Below are 18,014 nucleotides of genomic sequence, written 5' to 3'. Positions count from 1 at the left end.
AGTATAAAAAAAGCCTGAATTTAAAATTCAGGCTTTTAAGTTTTATAGCGTAATGCTTATTTGACTTTTAACTCGGGATCTGATATCATTTAATGATTGATCTACGACAAGTTTTCCGTCTCTGAAAACTTCTTTCAATTCACCTTGTTTTTCTTCTTCCCATGAAACATTATCGGTTAAATGATATACACCATCAACTAAATCAATTTTCATTAATCCTTTCGCAGATTTTTTAGTTCCGTCATCTGTAATTGGATCTTTAAAAATAGCTCTTCCTTCACCATCAACTTCACCGTAAGTTGCTTTCATGGCAAAACCAAAAGTATCTCTGGTATTGTATTGATATGTAAACGAACCAATTCCTAAAACAACATTTGTAGAAGCAAATCCTTTTTCTTTTAGTCTTTCGCAAATTTGAGTTGCTCTTGCTACCGTAATACTATCGCCGTAAATGGCTCCAATTTGAGGCACAAGCTCTTTATATCCTTTTGCATTAACTGATCCTCCAAAAACATCCCAAAGCAGCTCAATAACACCTTTCTTTTCCTGTTCTGTTTTTCCGTTTGGATTTCCGCAGATAATGTCAACCGGATCACCACTATCAGGACGAATTACTACTTTGCCTTCTCTGCCTACAATTTCTTCTTTTAAACGAGGCAAATAGTCCGTTAGAACTTTCCACAAATCCCAAGTATCAGAAACGATAGAAACAATTCCTTTTGGATATACTTCTGTAATTAATCTTTTGAAAGTTTCATATTCGCCTTCAGTCGTTCCCATACACATTACAGAATGCTCCGTTGCAGCAACTGAACCTGCGATTAATTCCTTGTCAGAATTTGCGTTGTAATAATCTTCGAAGAAATCAATTACCGGAATCGTATCAGAACCTGTAAAACTTAATAAATGTCCTGCAGCAGAAGTTATCGCCGCTTCGATTCCGCCCATTCCTCTCATAGAGAAATCATGCGCCTGCCAATCTACAAATTCTGGTACAGATGAAGTTTCATCAGCATATTTGTCTAATACTTTTCTATATTCTTTTGCAATTGTAGCAGAGTTACAAGGCAACCAAACTACAGCAGAAAGTAATGTTTCAAAATAATTTGTCAACCAGAAAAATTCTGGAATCGTATTATACATGGTAAACATTGGAACTCTCAAAGGAACACTTGCTCCTTCCGGCAAAGCTTTAAAAACCATCGGAATATATCCTAAATCGTGTAAATCTTCGATATGTTTTGTTCCAACTTGATTTTCTCCTAAATAATTATTGATTCGGCGAGCATATTTTTTTACTACTTCTTCTTTTGGCTGTTTGAAAAAATCAGCATCAAAATCATGAATTATATATTTTTTAATGAAATATTGCAATCCGAAAAACACAACCTCATCAAGACCTTCAATTCTTGATTTTCTTGGTGTCCAGTTAGAATATACTAAAGTAGTTTTGTCCGGGTATTGTCGTCTGTGGTCAACTTTGTAACCGTCGGTTAATAGTAATGGGTTCATAGGCTTTTATTCATTAATTTATAAATTATTTATTTCTTCCTTTTTCAGTTGGATAAAATGTCTGTACAACATCACTTTGCCAAAATGTTTTTGTTTCAACATTAATACAAGTTAATTTTCCGTAAAAACCTGCACCAGTATCTATATTCCAGACATTACAACCTTGCATTGGAATATCGATATTATAATGAAGTGTTGGTGTATGACCAATGTAAATTTCATTATATAGCAATAATCTCTTCGGATACGAAAGTGAATTTTTTTTAATTCTTTTATCCATTGTTAAAGCCATTTCCCAAAGGGTTCTGTCCCAAGAAAAATTGCTAGCATAATGTTCTTTTTCCGGACCATGCATCGATGAAAAACCAGCGTGAATAAACAAATTATTATGCTCATCTACAAAATAATCTTTCATATTCGCAAAAAAATCAAGGTGCTTCTCTTTTTCTACCGGATCAATGTTAGAATAACTTTCTATCGTAGATTTTCCTCCATGCAAAAACCAAATATCATTTATAACATCGTTCTTCAACCATTCTTGGCACCAAACGTCATGATTTCCTCTTATAAAAATGCATTCTTGTTTTTGAGATAATTCAATAAGAAAATCAATAACTTGTCGGGATTCGCTCCAGCCATCAACATAATCTCCCAAGAAAACAAGTCTGTCATTTTCAGAAATTTCTGTTCGTTTCAACAATTGAATCAATGCTTTTAAACCGCCATGAATATCTCCAATAACTAAAGTTCTTTTCATCATTTAAATTCGATATATTTCGCCGGAACCTCATCTGTCAGCCAAACATTATTCTCTGACAAATAAAACTTAAATCCATCTTTAAACATTTCTCTGCTTTTGATGGTTAGAATTTGAGGGACTCCCCTTCTTCCACCTACTTTTATTGCAGTTTCTTTATCTTTAGAAAGATGCACATGCTGACGACTCATTTTTTGGAGTCCTTCTTTTTTAATGCTTTCTAAAAACTTTTCAACTGTTCCGTGATATAAAAACTCCGAAGGTTCAGCTTCCTTCAAATCTAATTCAACCGAAATCGAATGTCCCTGACTTGCTCTGATTTTAGTTCTATCCTCGTTAAAAGTAAAACGTTTTTTATCATTATTTTCTACCACGTAATCCAGAAGTTCTGCAGTCATTTGATTTTGACTTCCTCTGTTATTACATTTTAAAATTAATTCATCAACATCTGCCCAACCATTTTCGTCTAATTTTAATTCGATAGTTTCTGGCGAATGTCTGAGAACCAAGCTCAGGAACTTGCTTACGCTTTTTGCTGCTTTTTCATTCATGATTTCCAGAGATTTTAAGTTTCTTATTCAGTTCTTTATCCTTAAAAAGGAATGGTTTTTCGGCAGGAACTATCAGATTTTCTAATTCTTTATTCTGAACAAAAAAATATTGCTCTTTTACAAAATCTGAAATATCTTCAATTAGCACTATATCTTCTTTCGCAAAAGAGTTTATAAAATCATCTCTTAAACCAATCTGAATCGCTCTTCTTTCTAATTTATTTCCGTAAGGATCATGATCTGGATCCCATTGCAATCTCACTGATGATGTTTTTACTTGGGTTTGCCATTCTTCCTGGCTCATTCCGAGTGACACATCATAAGATGAATAAACTGCATTTTGCAAATATTCGTTGAATGCTGAGATTTTAAGATGAATAGCCAGCACAACTTCTTGTCCTTCTTTCGTTCCCCATCCGTTTCTATACATCATCCAAAGGAAATTTGGTTTTATCCAAGTCATTCTGGTAAGGCTAAATTCTCCTCCAAAAAACTGATTTTTTGCAGCAAATTCACCAATATCTTTTCGATATGATTGGTAAACAATTATTTCTTCATCGTCATATTGAGCCATAATATGATAGCCTGATTTTGGCCATTCTTTTATTTGCTCATCATATTTTTTTAATTCTATTTTCATTTTATTTTGTACACAATAGCTTCATTGTGTTGTTTTATTTTAATTAGATCAGATTTAATCTTTATAATCTGATTTTGTTTTTAATTTATTTACGTTCCAATAAATCATTATAAACCTCATAACTCTCATCATCAAAACAAACAAATATTACTTTATCTATTTCTGAAATTTCATCAAAATGCTTCACAATATTTACTGCAATTTCTGCCGCTTTATCTTTTGGAAATCTATAAATTCCTGTGCTAATACCAGGAAAAGCAATCGTTTTGATCTTATTCTGAACAGCTAATTTTAAACTATTTTGATAACAAGCTGACAGCAATTTAGATTTTTCATTTTTATCGCCATTCCAAACCGGACCAACGGTATGAATCACATATTTCGCAGGCAAATTACCAGCCGTTGTAATTACAGCTTCTCCAACGTTACATCCTCCTTGTCTGTTTCGAATTTGGATACATTCGTCTAAAATAGCTTTTCCTCCTTTTCTATGAATAGCACCATCAACTCCACCGCCTCCTAACAAAGAAGTATTGGCAGCATTGACAATTGCATCAACTTGAATTTCTGTTATGTCGGCTTTGAGAAGTTCTACAATCACTTTTTAAAACTATTTAATTTGTCTCTCAGTTCGCTATTTTCAGTTACAAAAGAACGATCTGTAAAATGTACATTTACTACTTCTATTCCTTCAACTATATTAGCATTAAAAGCAGCTAAATCTTCAGATGGAATCCAAAGTTCATTGTGGTTTTTGTCTCCAACATTTTGAACTTCGTATTTTTCAAGAAAAGCAGTTTTAACTTCAAAAGCAGTAACGATTCCAATAAATCCTGAAAATTCATCAACAGTATTCCATTCAAAAGCAATCTGCTCAGCGTATGCTTGGTTCGTTACCGGATAAAAAATAGGTTGCCACTCTAATCTCGGAGGAAATAATTTATAATCCGTCTCCGCAATTAACTCCATTTCTTTCAATCCTACCGGACGATATAATCTTGTTGTTTCCATAACTCAAATTTATTTCAATTCATCCCTAACTTCCATCAAAGCAAAACCCAAAAGATTCAACCCCCTCCATTTCTCCGGATTCAAAACATCTTTATGATCACTCGCCATACCAATTCCCCAAATTGGGTCAACTGGACTTGCTTCAACTATAACTCTATCTTTGGTATTTAATAAAAACGTTTTTAAGTCTTTATTCTGATTGAATTTATGATAATTCCCTTGTTTCACGATTTCGTATCGATTCGATAACCAAAGTTTATCATCGTAATTTTTGACCTCACGACCTAACTTTTTCACTTCGGCTGGAGAATTGGCTTTAATGATTTTTGCTAAAACTTCATTGTCATTAAACAATTCGGCTTTTTTGGCCATCATCCAGTGTTCTGCCGTTTTATAAATGACTTTATCGACTTGAAAAGAGCTTAACCACCATTGGCTAAAACAAGTTTTGGTTATCGTTCCGTCTTTGCTTGGCTGATGTCCCCAGAAAAATAAAAACTTACTTTCCGGAGCTATATTTTCTATATTGTATCTCATTTTTTTCCTTTATTGAAACAAAGAAGTTATTTGTTTAAAATCTTTAGAATCGGGTGAAAATGATCCGTAGATTTCTGTAAACTCAGTTGTTAGTTTTTCAAATTCGTAATCAATTTCAATCTGATCCATACAAGTTACAACCAGATTTCTTTTCGCATTCAGACTATAAGCGGCATCTAATTTTAAGCTGTAATTTAAAAGATTATAATCTAAATCGCCTGTTCGAAATTCTCTTTGAAAATCATTGTAAACACAGGTTTCTTCTTCGTTATTTTTTAATTTTAATTCTCTTTCATTACTCATCCAGCCGCTTCCGTGTCGGGTTGAATAACTTCTGGTCACATAATACATTTCGATAGCTGTAATTTCTAATTTTTTACAGATTTCAAATGCATTCTTTGAGGTTGTATTCGCATACGTTACATTCGGAAAAACGCCGTGATCCATATCGAGTAAAACACCCTGGCTTCCTTCAAAAATAAGATTAGGATACTTTTCTAAAAAACTATAATCATTGATATTCCACTGCATTTTATCAATAACTTCGAGGTAATGGTTTACTTCTTCATCGATTTCACTTTCATTTAGAAAACCATAATAATAGGCTATCTTTTCTAACTTTTCTAAAAGCATTTGTCTCGGTGCAATCAAATCTATTGCGAATAATTTGTAGGGACCTTCATTACGCTTCATGGTGGCTCCAACTCCTTTTCCACAAGTTCCGTGATCTAAATTTCTAACGTTATTTCTGTTTTGCCAAACATCAAAAGGTGTTGTAACTTTTGCTAAAGGATGAATATGAAGTTCAATATTTCCACCTTTTTCCTTTAATTCTTCTTGTTCATTGAATAGAAAAACAGGATGAATCGTGCAATGTTCACTATAATAAGAAGGCAAACCGCGAAGCGCTCCGCTCGCAAAACTCGAATGAACGTGTTTTTTATCATCAATCATTACGGTATGCGCCGCTTGTTGTCCTCCTGAAAACCGAATAACTATAGATTCAGGATTTTGTTTCGCCAGAAAATCTGTTGTAATTCCTTTTCCTTCATCTCCAAATCCTAAACCTATAACTATTTGTGCTGTTTTCATTATTTTAAATATTATTTAAACACATAGATTCATAGATTTTTGGAAACTTAAAAAGGCGTTTCACTAGTTTAAACAAACATAGTTTCTATGTGTGAGAAACTAGTTTCTTTTTTATTTTCTTTTAATAACTAACAAAAATCTATGAATCTATGTGTTAAACATTTATAGCATTTCAATATTATCCAATCCGTCAAGCGGAATTGTTCCTAATCCTGATCCTGAACTTTTATGTTTATCGCAAATGATCTTTTTAATTAGATTTGGAATTTCTTTATGATCCTGAATAGACAAACAATTGTGTCCCAGCAATTCTTTCCACTCTACATCGGCTCTTACGGCCTGGTCTGAATGCAACAAACTAATGTGATAAACATCGTAACGTTTTTGGGCTTCCTTCAATAATTCAGTATGCGTGTAAGTCTGTTGTCCAGCCCCCATAATTTCTTTAATTGCAGATGCCGGAAGTGTTTTTAAACCTGGTTCATCGCCAACGGTAAACAACAATCCTTTTTGACCTCTTTTTTCGAACGCATCGGTTTTGGTATGAAAGGCTGCAAAATACCAGGCTAAAAGATAACTTTCTCCGGCATTTCCTCCACCTCCGCCTTCAATATAAGTTCTTGTTAACCACATATCGAGTTCTTCATCGCCAGATTCAAATTGTCCAACCTGAAGTGGAAATCTGTCGCATTCATGATCTCCAATTCCTAAAAACAAAAGTGCCGGATCCGGAACGCCGCCCTGAATAATTCCGCCCATTAATTTTGGAAGTCCTTCTTTGATCAATTCATGCGGAACGTGTCCCATACTTCCTGTAACATCCAATCCTAAAATAATTGGAACTGTATTTGGATGAACTTCAGAATCTCTGGCTTCTCTAAAAGTAATGCCATTTGGATTCATCGATTCATGTGCTAATCCTATTTGATTTTGAACAAAAATTTCGCTTGCAGATTTAAATCCGTAACCTGCTGCCGCTGCTCTGCTTGAACGAGCGCCTAAATCATATCTTGTACCTCCCATAACTAAAATGTTTTACCAAATAAATATTCGAATCTCTTTTTTGTCACTTCAAACTGAATATTTAAATTTCTGATTGTTAATGATAATTCCATATCTTTTTGTACAAATGCTTCCGGTTGAAAGTCAGCAAAAGTCAAACTGTTTTTATCCAGCGGACTAATATCTATAAGTCCTTCTTGTTCTCTTTCTAATCTTTTAATTTTTAGTTCAATATCTTCAACTCTTCGTCTGTAAATTAGTTCAGAATCTTCACCAATTGTTTTGGCTCTGTCTTCTCTAATCTGATCATTGTTTCTTTTTAAAGATTCAATAAATCTTGGTTTTAAATCGCTCATTTTTTTGTGGTTTAGTTTCAAGTTTTCTTTGTTTCAGGTTTCAAGTTATTCACAGAACTTAACCTTGCAACGTAAACTCGAAATGGTTAATAGCATTTTTTTTGTTTCAGGTTTTCTTTGTTTCAGGTTTCACGTTCTCTACAGCAACTTGAAACTTTTTAAACTAACTTATCAAGTCCGATTACTTCTACGCTTTCGCCTTCGAAGTCTTTTACTGAATTGGTTGTAAATATTTTGTCAAAACAATCTAAAACTTCAAAACCTTTATTGAAGATTCCGTGGCTTACGGCTAAGTATAATTTTCCTGCGTTTTTCTTTTTTAATTCTTCGGCTAAGCCAACAAAAGTTCCGCCGCCGTCGCAAATATCATCTACAATTAAACAATCAATTCCGTTTAGATCATCTTCATAAACCTTGAAACCAGATAATTTTCCGGTTTTTACATCACGGCTTTTACTGCATTCTACAACAGGAACTCCGCCTAAAAATTCAGAAACTTTGTAGATTTTTTTCAAAGCGCCGCCGTCAGGAGAAATTAATTTTACGTTTTCGCCAATTACTTTTAAAACTGCTGCGATAAAAGTATGATTCGGAATCACTTCGCAATTGTTTACCAATGCCGGAGTTACTTCAGAATGTGCATCAAAAACAAAAACTTTATTCAATTGAAGTCCGTTTATAATATCTGCATACACTTTTACAGATAAAGATTCTCCTTTTATCATGACACGATCTTGTCTTGCAGCCGGAAAATATGGAATAAACAAATCGATTATTTTAACGTCCATTCTGCGCAAAGCATCTACTGTAATACACAATAAACCTAAATCGTTGAATGAATTTAATCGGTGTGTGATGGTTACTTTCTGATTATGATCAAAATCAGGATTGATTTTAATGTGAGGTTCGCCACCAGAAAATGTAAAACTTTGAAATTTGATTTCTTCCTGATTCGTTACAGGAGTGAATTTTGGGTCTAGGTTAAGTATCATAGTTTTTTAGTTTGCGTTAATTATACGCAAATATAGATTAATATTTTTATTAAACAATTTATTTTGTGTAAAATTTACGCAAACTTGTATTTTTATTTTTTAAACACGCTGAATTAAATTATTAAACACATAGAAACATAGAATTTTGTTGTCCAAAAAAGAGCAAAAAAGAAACTCGTTTCTACACATAGTTATGTTTGTTAATGCAAATGAAACGCCTTTTAAACGCAAACTAAGCTATTTATCTATGTGTTAAAACAATTACCCACTATTCTTTAAAATAGTCTTTAGCGACCTTTTGGGCAATTAGTTTTCGCTTTTCTTTTGTTGCCTGATCCTCACTATCAAAGGCTTTCACCATTCTTTGACCTTTGGTTCCTACTCTGCCGTATTGAACGGTAATATTTTTTCCTTCTGAACTAATTTCCCAGAATTTATTACTTCCGTTTGATGTGTTTAGGTATCTTTCGAAAACAATATTGCTGTTAGATTCTCCTTCAATAGTATTATTTTGAGTTTCATTTTCAATTTCAATGTGACTTTCTTCCATTTCTACTTCATCAAAAAACGATTCGTTCTTTAATGCTGCGGCAATCATTTTTAAGACTCTTGGTTTGTTTTCAATCCAGTCTTTCGAATAGATTTGACAAACTGTCCATCCGTTGGCTTTTAGAATTTCCGGTCTTAAAAGATATTGTTCCAGAATATCGTTATTGGCATAATGTAAATCGTCATCGATCATAATTCCCAAAACAAACTCTTCGTCTTCTGCCGACTTTTTGATTCCTAAATGGCATTTAAACTTACTTTGTCCGATATTTTTGGTGACAAAATAACCCATTTTCTCAACTTCTGCCTGAACCTGATCTGCGATTATGTTTGAAGTTTCAATTTTGTTTTTACTGTTTATCGAATTCAGAACATTATTAGCCGCTTCTAATTGTCCCAAACTAATCAACTCCGCATATTGAAGGTATTTTCTAAAGTAATTCGCGCCTTCGTTATATTCGTTTTTAATGTCTGTATATTTTATCGAACTTACGACGCACATACTTCTTTTAGCTCTGGAGAAAATTACGTTCAGTCGTTTTTCGCCGCCGCGTTTGTTAATCGGGCCAAAATTCATCAACATTTTTCCCTGCGGATTATATCCATAACACGTACTCATAATGATAATGTCGCGTTCGTCTCCTTGCACGTTTTCCAAATTCTTTACAAAAAGCCCAACAAACTGATTGTTTTCAATACGTTTGTATTCTTCTTCAATCAGGTTTTCAAAAACTTTATCATCAATACAAAGTGCTTCTATTGCCGTTTCGATTTCGTTTTGCTGTTCCATCGAAAAAGCAACGATTCCGATACTTTGTTCTTTATTTTGCACTAAAAGTTCGCGAACCATATTGGCTATATATTCTGCTTCTTTTGTATTGGATCGCGCATTATAAACGCCTTTCTGAATATAATGATACGAGATTGGTTTCGAGAATAAATGATCTAAATTCTTCTTCGCTTCTTTTACATTTTCAACAATTATGGCTTCACCCACTTTGCTGTGATCTTTTAAATCCGGAATCGTCAATAATTTACTGTCATAAAATGAAGCGTTTGAGAAACCAATCAAAGCTTCGTGTTTGCTTCGATAGTGCCAGCCCAACATTATTGACGGAAATTTGCGCGCGCCCTGCGTTAGGAAACTATCGGCATCTAAAGAGAAATAATCATCATCTTCTTCTGTTGCATCTGTCCATAAATCGTCTTGGTTTCCGGACGAACTTCCAAAGAAATTACTTGGCGGCATTTGCATTTCGTCGCCCACAATAATGGTTTGTTTCGCTCTGTAAATCGGCACCAATCCTTCTTCGAGTGTAATCTGACTCGCTTCGTCAAAAATTACAACGTCAAAATAGTTTTCATCAACCGGTAAAGTATCTGAAACACTCAACGGACTCATTAACCAAACGGGTTTTATTTCACGGATAATTTGTCCTGAATCTGAAGAAGCTAATTCACGAATCGATTTAAATCGAATGCTTTTGCTGAATTCGTTTTCCAGAATTTTTCTTCCTTCTGTAATCGATCTTTTACTTTCTTTTTGTTCCGATGTCATTCCGGAAACGGACATTTCTGAAGTTAAAATCAATTCTTTCAGATTACTGACTTGTTTTGCAATAATGTATTTCCCGTTTAGTTCTAATAAATCGGCAACCATTCTTTTTACTTTTTCTATGGATGTATGCAGCAAATCCATATTGAATTTTTTATGCGTATAATTGATCGCATAATATTTCTCTAAAGATCTTTCTGCCAAAGTAATTTTAAGATGTTCGAGCGGGATTTTCTTCGATTTTAATAATTGAATTACAGATGGATTCAGATCCTGAATTTCATCAAAGAACGAAGCGTACAAATCAAAGTACATTTTCTTTGTATTAATCGCCGTAATTCGATTTTCGATCTCCGTAAGACTTATGTTTTCATAATTCTCGATGCTGTCAACTAAAGAAGAATTTACTTTTAAGAATAAATTTTTGACCTCTGCAACTTCTTTGCGTTCTGATGCATTTAGGTTTTCTGCAAATTCTAAAATCGTCGGATCAAGTTCTTTTTTAAGCGTTTCTGTATGGTATTTTAATTCGAATATATCTCCTAGATTATACTTGCTTTCGAAATCACTTTTTAAAGTATTGAATTTTTCTTCTTGTTCAAATTGAGCCACATAATTCTCTAAAACAACAATTAAACTTGGTTTTACAGTATGTTTATTGATATCGTAAACGGCAAGAATTTCTGCTTTTGTCTTTTTATAATCAGAGTTTATGAAATTAAAAAAGCTGCTTTCATTTTTTCTGATAATTTCCAAAGCGGTTCTGGCATCAGTTTCAGACATTGTACTAGACCAATACGGATATTGTTTGGCTGATTTTTCGATATCGCTTCTCAATTTCAACAATGTTTGAACATCTTTTTCAAGCGCTCTGAAAAGACTGCTGTTTGGCTCTAATAATTCTGATTGATTGGTATCAAAATAAATAAAAGTTGACATTGCTTTTCGCAGGAATTTCTGAATCTCAAAAAAGGTATCGATTTCTGTTGGAATGGAAACAAAATCTAATCGTTCTGAAATGTTTTCCAGTATTTCCTGACTGTTTTCCAAATCCTTTTTTAAATCTGAAATATGCTGGTATTTTCGAAAGGCATCCATTTTTAAAAAACGGAACGGATGCACGGAGAAAAACTCAGATTGATTGGTTTCCTGATTTATTTCAAATAATTTTTCGAATAATTCGTGATGTGTATTCCAATCCTGCAAACCTGCTTTATCGTCTAGAATATTTAAACTGTCTAATAAAGCTTTATGTGAGTTAGAAACCAAAACATCAAAAAGAGATTTGATGGTAAGATCGGTTTCTGAGTCGATTTTGGCATTCATAAAATCATGAAAAACCGCTACTTTATTAATTTCTGCATCAATTTTCTCTACGAGATTATTTCTGCTTTTTGCGATTGACTGAAAATTATTTTTGGATGCTGTAAAGTCTTTAAAAGTTTGTTTCAGGTCAAAAATAAATTCTTTTTTATCGGCTTGCGAATCATGAATCAAACAGCATAAATCGTCTAAACCTTGATTTTTAAGTCGGTAAAAAACAACATCCAGCGCCGCACGTTTCTCGCAAACGAACAAAACTTTTTTATCGTTTGCTACATAGTTTGCGATCAAATTGGCAATAGTTTGCGATTTTCCGGTTCCCGGCGGACCTTGTATAATATAACTTTCGCCCGATTCTGAATATTTTACGGCATTGTTTTGAGTAGGATCGCTCGCCACAACATTAAACGTTTTGGTAAAACTATTACCGGATTCTAATTCATTTTTAAAGTCTTTTTGTGCCAATGAATTGAAGAGGCTTTTAAAAACATTACTTTCAACATCGTTTTCTATAACCTGATTGTAATCGCGAACCAAAGACATTTTTTTATAATTAAAATTGCCTAAGATTAAGTTACAAGTATCAAATTCCCAACGGAAAGGATTTACGTCGCCTTCATCAAGCTGATAAAATTCTCTTTCGATGGTTTTATTTTCATTAAAAAACTGTGTATTTTGCTTGATATCGCTGTTGATCAAATATTCTAAAGACGAAGCTTGCGTAAAAACATAATTCCTGAACAATTCTAAACCGTAAGGCTGAAAATTTTCTTGTTGATACGAATAATTCAGGCTTCGTTTATCCTGAATTGCTTCTCTTTTTTTAGAACGTTTATTAAATTGTGTCAGGATTTGTTTGGCCTGCGAATGAATCAGTTTTATTTTGGGTTTATCGATATAATCCAAAACAATTCCTGAACTGTTTTTTTCGACTTGTACGCGCAATAATTCATAAATAGATTCGATTTTGGTTTCAGAAAGCTGAATGGTTTCCGGCAATCGAATGTCATATAAATCTTTTAGCATGTTTGCCAAAACAGGATTTATTTCGACTTCTGAATCCAGAAATTCCAAAGTATAATCATCTTTTACGCCTTTTTTCTTCGTTAAGGTAACGGATGCCAAAAGCAAAGGCGAAACTATTTTCTCTGAACTATTTTCTTTCGTATTGAACCAATTAAGATTGCATAAAACTAATTTTAACTGACTAAAACCATATTCATTAATGTCTTTATTGGCTTCTAAACGAATTTTATCAAGCGTTGGAACGATATAAGTATTGTCTCCAAATTCTAAATATTTATTTAAAGAAATGGTGCTTGTATTGCTTATTTTTTTGGAGATCTCAGCATTCCAGTAAAAAAGAGAATTTGGATCGATATTCTCGTAATTCAAAACCTGTGGAACGGAAGAAACCGTAAGATTCAGGAATTTTAAGTTGGGTTGAAAATATAAAAGCCTGTTGCGTTTACTATTATCAAATAATCTGTTTCGAAGTTTTTCGTGTATAAATTGATTTTTATTCTGAACTTTTGCATCAATTAAACTCGATAAATCATATTCTGTTTCCGGATTATAATCTCTGTAATTTTGCAGTTTTTCTACAATTTCATTTAAATCTTTCCAACGATTTTCACGATTCAATTCTGTCATTCCCAAAATAATATTGGCAATTGCAGGATTTATTTTGCTGTTTAAAAAGTACATTTTCTTGCGATATTCTACAAAACGTTTCACGTCTTCAATATCCGTAAAATCAAATTGCAAAGCGATACTCGCCAAAATCATTCCCAAAACAAAAATATCTGTCAACGGATCATGATGATCAAACTCAAATTCATAAGAGCTGTAATCTTTTACATAAACTGGTTTTTTCGAATTTTCAGCATCTGTTTCAGAAACACTTTTGTCACCATATTCCCGGTTTACGCCTTCTCCAATTTCGGTTGTATTAAAATGTTCGCCCGAAATTTCAAACGCTTTACTTCTGCTTTTAAAAAATGCCGAAATTACTTTTGTATTGTCTTTTACTTCGAATGCATCATCGGTAATATGAAAATGCTGGTTTTCGATATAAATAGTCGAAATATCCTGAAGCGATGCTACTTTTCCCTGATTATGAATAGCCGAAACTGTTTTTAACAAAGGCATTATTATCGCAACAATGTCATCGTTGGCAAAAGGTCCTTTCTGAAAATTTTCGGTAATAAATTGATAAAAAGCGGATTCCTTGATAGGTTTAATCATCTTAATAAGTGTTTTCTAAGTCTGATTCTAAAATAGTATTTAAGGTAGAAGTGCAATTTTGAGCAAATGCTTTATATGTTTTCTCTGTTAGATTCAATTCTTTTTTCAGAATTGTTTTCATTTCATCTTCCAAACCTAATTGTTCCGAAATATCTAAAATATGTCCAATAAATGCTTCTTTCAAATCCGGATCGCACAAGGCAAAATCGAGCATTACATACGTGTAATATTCTTTTAGGTTTTTCTTGCTGTTTTCGATTTTCAGTTTGAAAGTATCATCAATAAAAGCATCGATTTTTTTATCTGAATTAGAGAAATATTGTTTATAAAGTGTCGTACAATATTCAGATTGTGTCCATTTTGGTTTCAGAATAATCGAGATTAATTCTTTCGTAATATCAAAAACCAATTTTTTAGTAAATAAGTTTAATTGATGCAAATCGCTTTTTCCGGAAATTATTTTTTCTGTTTTTGAATAATAATTAGCATTATCTTTTTCAAAAATCTCCAATGCTTTTGCACGAATAAAATTCTCCGGATGCGTTTCTCCGTCAGAACCTTTTTCTATTCTTGCCAGAATTTCGTTGGCTTGTTTAAGATAACTTTCTGCTGAAACTTTTTCTAAACCTGTATTTAATTTGACCAAAGTCTGAATCGTAGTTTCCAGGCTTCCGCTAACTTTTAAAGCGCCTAAATCACAATATAATTCCGTATAAAGCTGATATAATCTTGCAGTTTCATAATAAAACAATTCGCTGCTGCCGTCGCTCGCAATCGTATTGATGATTCTGTTTGTGATTTCGAAATCGCCATTTTCAAGATTAAACAGCAAAATATGCGATAATTCATGTCCGAATAAAACCAGTAATTCGTCTTCGTTTAATAATTTTAAAATCGTTCCCGATAAAATAATATGGGCTTCGTTTTCAAAAAAAACAACTCCGGCATTGTTGCCATCCATACTTTGCGATTGATAAATCGTGATTGGGACAATGATTCCCAGTTTATCTTTTGCAACATTTAAAATTTCATAAACTTTCGGCTCCGTTTCCGGATCTATTCGATAAGAATTCTTTAATAAATCGGTTTTAAAGGCTTCTTGCTGTTCTGCTTTTACTTTTTCTTCAGAAAACCAAGACCAGGTTTTGTCTTGCTTTTTAAAATAATCTCTTAAATCAGAATGGAATGGAAATGGTTTAATCATGATAAGTAGGTTAAGCAAATTTTATTTCAAAGTGAAAGCCCTTTTCAATCAAGTCATTATATTTTAAACTATTAAACTTAAATAATTTTGCGGGACGACCACTTTTTATTGGCGAAAAATGTTCGGTTTGTTCTAAAAATCCGTAGCTGAGTATTTTTTTTCTGAAATTTCGTCGGTCAATTTCTTTTTCTAAAATGGTGCAATAAAGATTTTCAAGATCCGAAAACAAGAATTCTTCGGGAAGTAAATCAAAACCAATTGGTTCGTAAGTGAGTTTTGCTTTTAATCTTGAAATCGCTTTTTCGATAATTAAGTTATGATCGAATGCTAAAGGTGGTATTTCATCTATTTTGTACCATTGTACTTTATCTGCATCTGTATCTGCTTTTATCTTCAGATCTGAAGCATCAACCAAAGCAAAATAAGCTACTGAAATAACGCGGTTTCTGGAATCTCTAAAAATATCATCGCCAAAGGTGTACAATTGTTCCATAAAATTCAACTGGACATTGGTTTCTTCATGCAACTCGCGAATTACTGCATCTTTTAATGATTCGTCCTCTTTTACCAAACCGCCGGGAAGAGCCCAATATTTATCAGCAGAACCAAATTTTTGCTCTATTAAAAGCACATATAAACTATTGTTTTTATATCCAAAAACAATGGCATCAACAGCGATTCTAATATTTTGAAAATTTTCCATAATTAAAATTCATATCGAACAAATATAACGAATGAAAGCCAATTTTATGATTTATTGCCCAGGCATAAATTATAAAATTGGCTTTCATTATTATTTCTTTTCTTTTCGCTTTTCTAATTCACCGTTACAGTTCTTTTCAGGGTTGTTGTACATTCTGAACCATCTATTTTTACAGTAGCTTCTGCCTTGGCTTCATAAGTACCAGCAACTGCATAAGTATGCGTAACCACCATACCAGTTCCTGTAGTTCCGTCTCCAAATGTCCATTTTACAGCACTTAAAGTTCCGCTTCCTTCATATTCAACTGAATAATTCATCAATTTAGGATTATTAGTATCTGTAGAATTATGTGTTTTTAGAAAAATGGATTGTGTTGTACAATCAAATACAACTTCATCGTCGTGTTTACTGCAGGAATTTGTAGAAAAAAACACCGTTGCAAGCATTAAAATTGTAATTATCTTTTTCATAATTAAAAATATTTAGTGGTTTGTTTACCAAAAATATTCTTTTAAAAGATTAACTCAAACAAAAAAAAGAAGAATTTTCATATAATTTTAAAACACTAATTTCTTATTAAACATTGATAATCAATATATTAATTTATTTGTACCGTTTTACTTTCAGTTACAGGACATTTCTCCTGATCTTTTGTAACTGTTATGTCAGCTTTAACTTCATAGCTTCCAACGTTCTCATAAGTATGTGTTACTTTTAAGCCATTTACGGTCTCTGTTTTTCCATCACCGAATGTCCATTTTATAGAGCTTAAACTTCCACTTCCATCATATTTTAATACATAGTTAACTCTTTTAGAATTGAGTGGATCTAAAGAATATTGTATCTCAAGCTTAGATGATTGCCCCCAACAATCTGTTACAGAATCTATTATTTGTTCTTCAGTGCAGGAATTGATAATAAAAAACACGGTTAATAGTAATAAAATTTTTGCGATTGTTTTCATTTTTAGGTTTAAGGGATTTGGTTGACTAAATATATTTATTGGAAAGTAAATTTAGAATTAATGGTTACAGTCTATTTCCAAAAAACAACTTTAATTCTTTAGAAATAATATCAAAAAAAGAATTCAGATTATTGTTTTTGGGAACTAATAAATACACAAATTCTTCCGGAACATGAAAACTGTTCCATACTAACTGCAATTTGTTTTCTTTAATATAATGTCTGGCATTACAATTCCAGGTTACTGCCATTCCTTCATTTTTAGCTAAAAGTCTTAGCATTTCTGCTTCTGAAGGAATTATATAATTAGGCACCATAGATGGTCTTTTTTTATTAAAAGCATGCAGCCAGAATAATTTTATGTGCGGAATTCGCGCATCATGACTATACCACTTTTGAAGATTAAGCCATTGTTCTATTTCTGTATAATTGTCTGCTTTTAATCTCTGGCGAAATTCTGTTATGTCTAAACTTGTTGGTGCAACCATTATGAGCTTAATTTTTCCAACTACTTCATAACTAGTATCAAAAGTATCAAACCTTTTTGTGGTAATTGCAAAATCAAGTTTTTTAGAATTGACCAATTCAAAAAGAGCATCATTTTCGGCAAAAGTAAAATCGATTAAATCAAATTTCGAGATTAAAAGATGGCCAACGCAGTCAAAAAGATGTTGCGAAATTCCAACAGAAATTAACCGGTTTGCATCTTCTGCTTTAGCCCTAAAAGTATTCTCAACATTTTCGAGACGATCAAGCGCATCAATAATTAAATTATTCAGTAACTTAGCGTATTCAGTTGGCTCTACTCCTTTTGATTTCCGATTAAATAATTTATTTCCAACATGAGCTTCTAACATAGAAATCTGCTGACTTACAGCAGGCTGACTCATAAATAATTCTTTTGCGGCCACAGAAAAATTTCCGTTTTTATAAACCGCTTTAAATGTTCTGTACCACTCGAGATTTACCATGACATAAATATATTTATAACAAACATAGTTTATTTTATTTTTACAAATA

17 protein-coding genes are annotated in these 18,014 nt (G+C 32.8%); all 17 read right to left on the bottom strand.

Annotated elements, in window-relative coordinates:
- Positions 1-42: 42 nt before the first annotated feature.
- The 17 genes from GKZ86_RS15060 to GKZ86_RS14980 all read right to left on the bottom strand — a co-directional run bounded on the left by GKZ86_RS15060 (position 43) and on the right by GKZ86_RS14980 (position 17,965).
- Positions 43-1,512 carry a nicotinate phosphoribosyltransferase gene (locus tag GKZ86_RS15060; protein WP_154783905.1) on the bottom strand — a complete coding sequence of 490 codons (1,470 nt, stop codon included), beginning with the start codon at positions 1,510-1,512 and terminating at the stop codon, positions 43-45.
- Positions 1,513-1,537: 25 nt separating this feature from the next.
- Positions 1,538-2,269 (bottom strand): metallophosphoesterase family protein, encoded by a 732-nt coding sequence (locus GKZ86_RS15055; protein ID WP_154783904.1) that lies wholly within the window; start codon positions 2,267-2,269, stop codon positions 1,538-1,540.
- Positions 2,269-2,820 carry an RNA 2'-phosphotransferase gene (locus tag GKZ86_RS15050; RefSeq protein WP_154783903.1) on the bottom strand — a complete coding sequence of 184 codons (552 nt, stop codon included), beginning with the start codon at positions 2,818-2,820 and terminating at the stop codon, positions 2,269-2,271. The genes GKZ86_RS15055 and GKZ86_RS15050 overlap by 1 nt, the downstream gene beginning before the upstream one ends.
- Positions 2,813-3,460 carry a DUF4291 domain-containing protein gene (locus tag GKZ86_RS15045; RefSeq protein ID WP_154783902.1) on the bottom strand — a complete coding sequence of 216 codons (648 nt, stop codon included), beginning with the start codon at positions 3,458-3,460 and terminating at the stop codon, positions 2,813-2,815. Before GKZ86_RS15045 ends, GKZ86_RS15050 begins: the two co-directional genes overlap by 8 nt.
- Before the next feature lie 85 nt (positions 3,461-3,545).
- Positions 3,546-4,061 carry an O-acetyl-ADP-ribose deacetylase gene (locus tag GKZ86_RS15040; RefSeq protein WP_317173596.1) on the bottom strand — a complete coding sequence of 172 codons (516 nt, stop codon included), beginning with the start codon at positions 4,059-4,061 and terminating at the stop codon, positions 3,546-3,548.
- The gene (locus GKZ86_RS15035) at positions 4,058-4,471 is read right to left on the bottom strand and encodes an ADP-ribosylation/crystallin J1 (RefSeq protein WP_154783901.1); all 414 of its coding nucleotides are present in this window, start codon (positions 4,469-4,471) and stop codon (positions 4,058-4,060) included. Before GKZ86_RS15035 ends, GKZ86_RS15040 begins: the two co-directional genes overlap by 4 nt.
- Positions 4,472-4,480: 9 nt before the next feature.
- Positions 4,481-5,008 (bottom strand): NADAR family protein, encoded by a 528-nt coding sequence (locus tag GKZ86_RS15030; RefSeq protein WP_154783900.1) that lies wholly within the window; start codon positions 5,006-5,008, stop codon positions 4,481-4,483.
- A 9-nt stretch (positions 5,009-5,017) separates the two neighbouring features.
- Entirely contained in the window at positions 5,018-6,100 is a 1,083-nt protein-coding gene (locus GKZ86_RS15025) for an adenylosuccinate synthetase (RefSeq protein WP_154783899.1), read from the bottom strand.
- A 162-nt stretch (positions 6,101-6,262) separates the two neighbouring features.
- Positions 6,263-7,123, bottom strand: coding sequence for a hypothetical protein (locus GKZ86_RS15020; protein WP_154783898.1), 861 nt, complete (start codon positions 7,121-7,123; stop codon positions 6,263-6,265).
- Positions 7,124-7,125: 2 nt separating this feature from the next.
- On the bottom strand, positions 7,126-7,458 hold the full coding sequence (locus GKZ86_RS15015; protein ID WP_057115248.1) for a hypothetical protein: 333 nt from the start codon (positions 7,456-7,458) through the stop codon (positions 7,126-7,128).
- Positions 7,459-7,616: 158 nt separating this feature from the next.
- Positions 7,617-8,450 carry a ribose-phosphate diphosphokinase gene (prs, locus tag GKZ86_RS15010; protein WP_154783897.1) on the bottom strand — a complete coding sequence of 278 codons (834 nt, stop codon included), beginning with the start codon at positions 8,448-8,450 and terminating at the stop codon, positions 7,617-7,619.
- 268 nt (positions 8,451-8,718) lie between these two features.
- Positions 8,719-14,124, bottom strand: a complete 5,406-nt coding sequence (locus GKZ86_RS15005; protein ID WP_154783896.1) for an AAA domain-containing protein — start codon at positions 14,122-14,124, stop codon at positions 8,719-8,721.
- A gap of 1 nt (position 14,125) precedes the next feature.
- On the bottom strand, positions 14,126-15,328 hold the full coding sequence (locus GKZ86_RS15000) for a M48 family metalloprotease (protein ID WP_154783895.1): 1,203 nt from the start codon (positions 15,326-15,328) through the stop codon (positions 14,126-14,128).
- Positions 15,329-15,338: 10 nt separating this feature from the next.
- On the bottom strand, positions 15,339-16,031 hold the full coding sequence (locus tag GKZ86_RS14995) for an NUDIX domain-containing protein (protein ID WP_154783894.1): 693 nt from the start codon (positions 16,029-16,031) through the stop codon (positions 15,339-15,341).
- A gap of 113 nt (positions 16,032-16,144) precedes the next feature.
- The gene (locus tag GKZ86_RS14990) at positions 16,145-16,501 is read right to left on the bottom strand and encodes a PKD domain-containing protein (protein ID WP_154783893.1); all 357 of its coding nucleotides are present in this window, start codon (positions 16,499-16,501) and stop codon (positions 16,145-16,147) included.
- 128 nt (positions 16,502-16,629) lie between these two features.
- Positions 16,630-16,995, bottom strand: a complete 366-nt coding sequence (locus tag GKZ86_RS14985) for a PKD domain-containing protein (protein WP_154783892.1) — start codon at positions 16,993-16,995, stop codon at positions 16,630-16,632.
- 64 nt (positions 16,996-17,059) lie between these two features.
- Positions 17,060-17,965: a LysR family transcriptional regulator gene (locus tag GKZ86_RS14980; protein WP_154783891.1), complete on the bottom strand. Its 906-nt coding sequence runs from the start codon at positions 17,963-17,965 to the stop codon at positions 17,060-17,062.
- Positions 17,966-18,014 lie beyond the last annotated feature (49 nt).

The sequence above is a fragment of the Flavobacterium sp. LC2016-13 genome, assembly GCF_009707955.1.
GTDB lineage: Bacteria > Bacteroidota > Bacteroidia > Flavobacteriales > Flavobacteriaceae > Flavobacterium.
The sequence above is the reverse complement of the archived record's forward strand: the minus strand, read 5'-3'. Positions and strand labels throughout refer to the sequence as shown.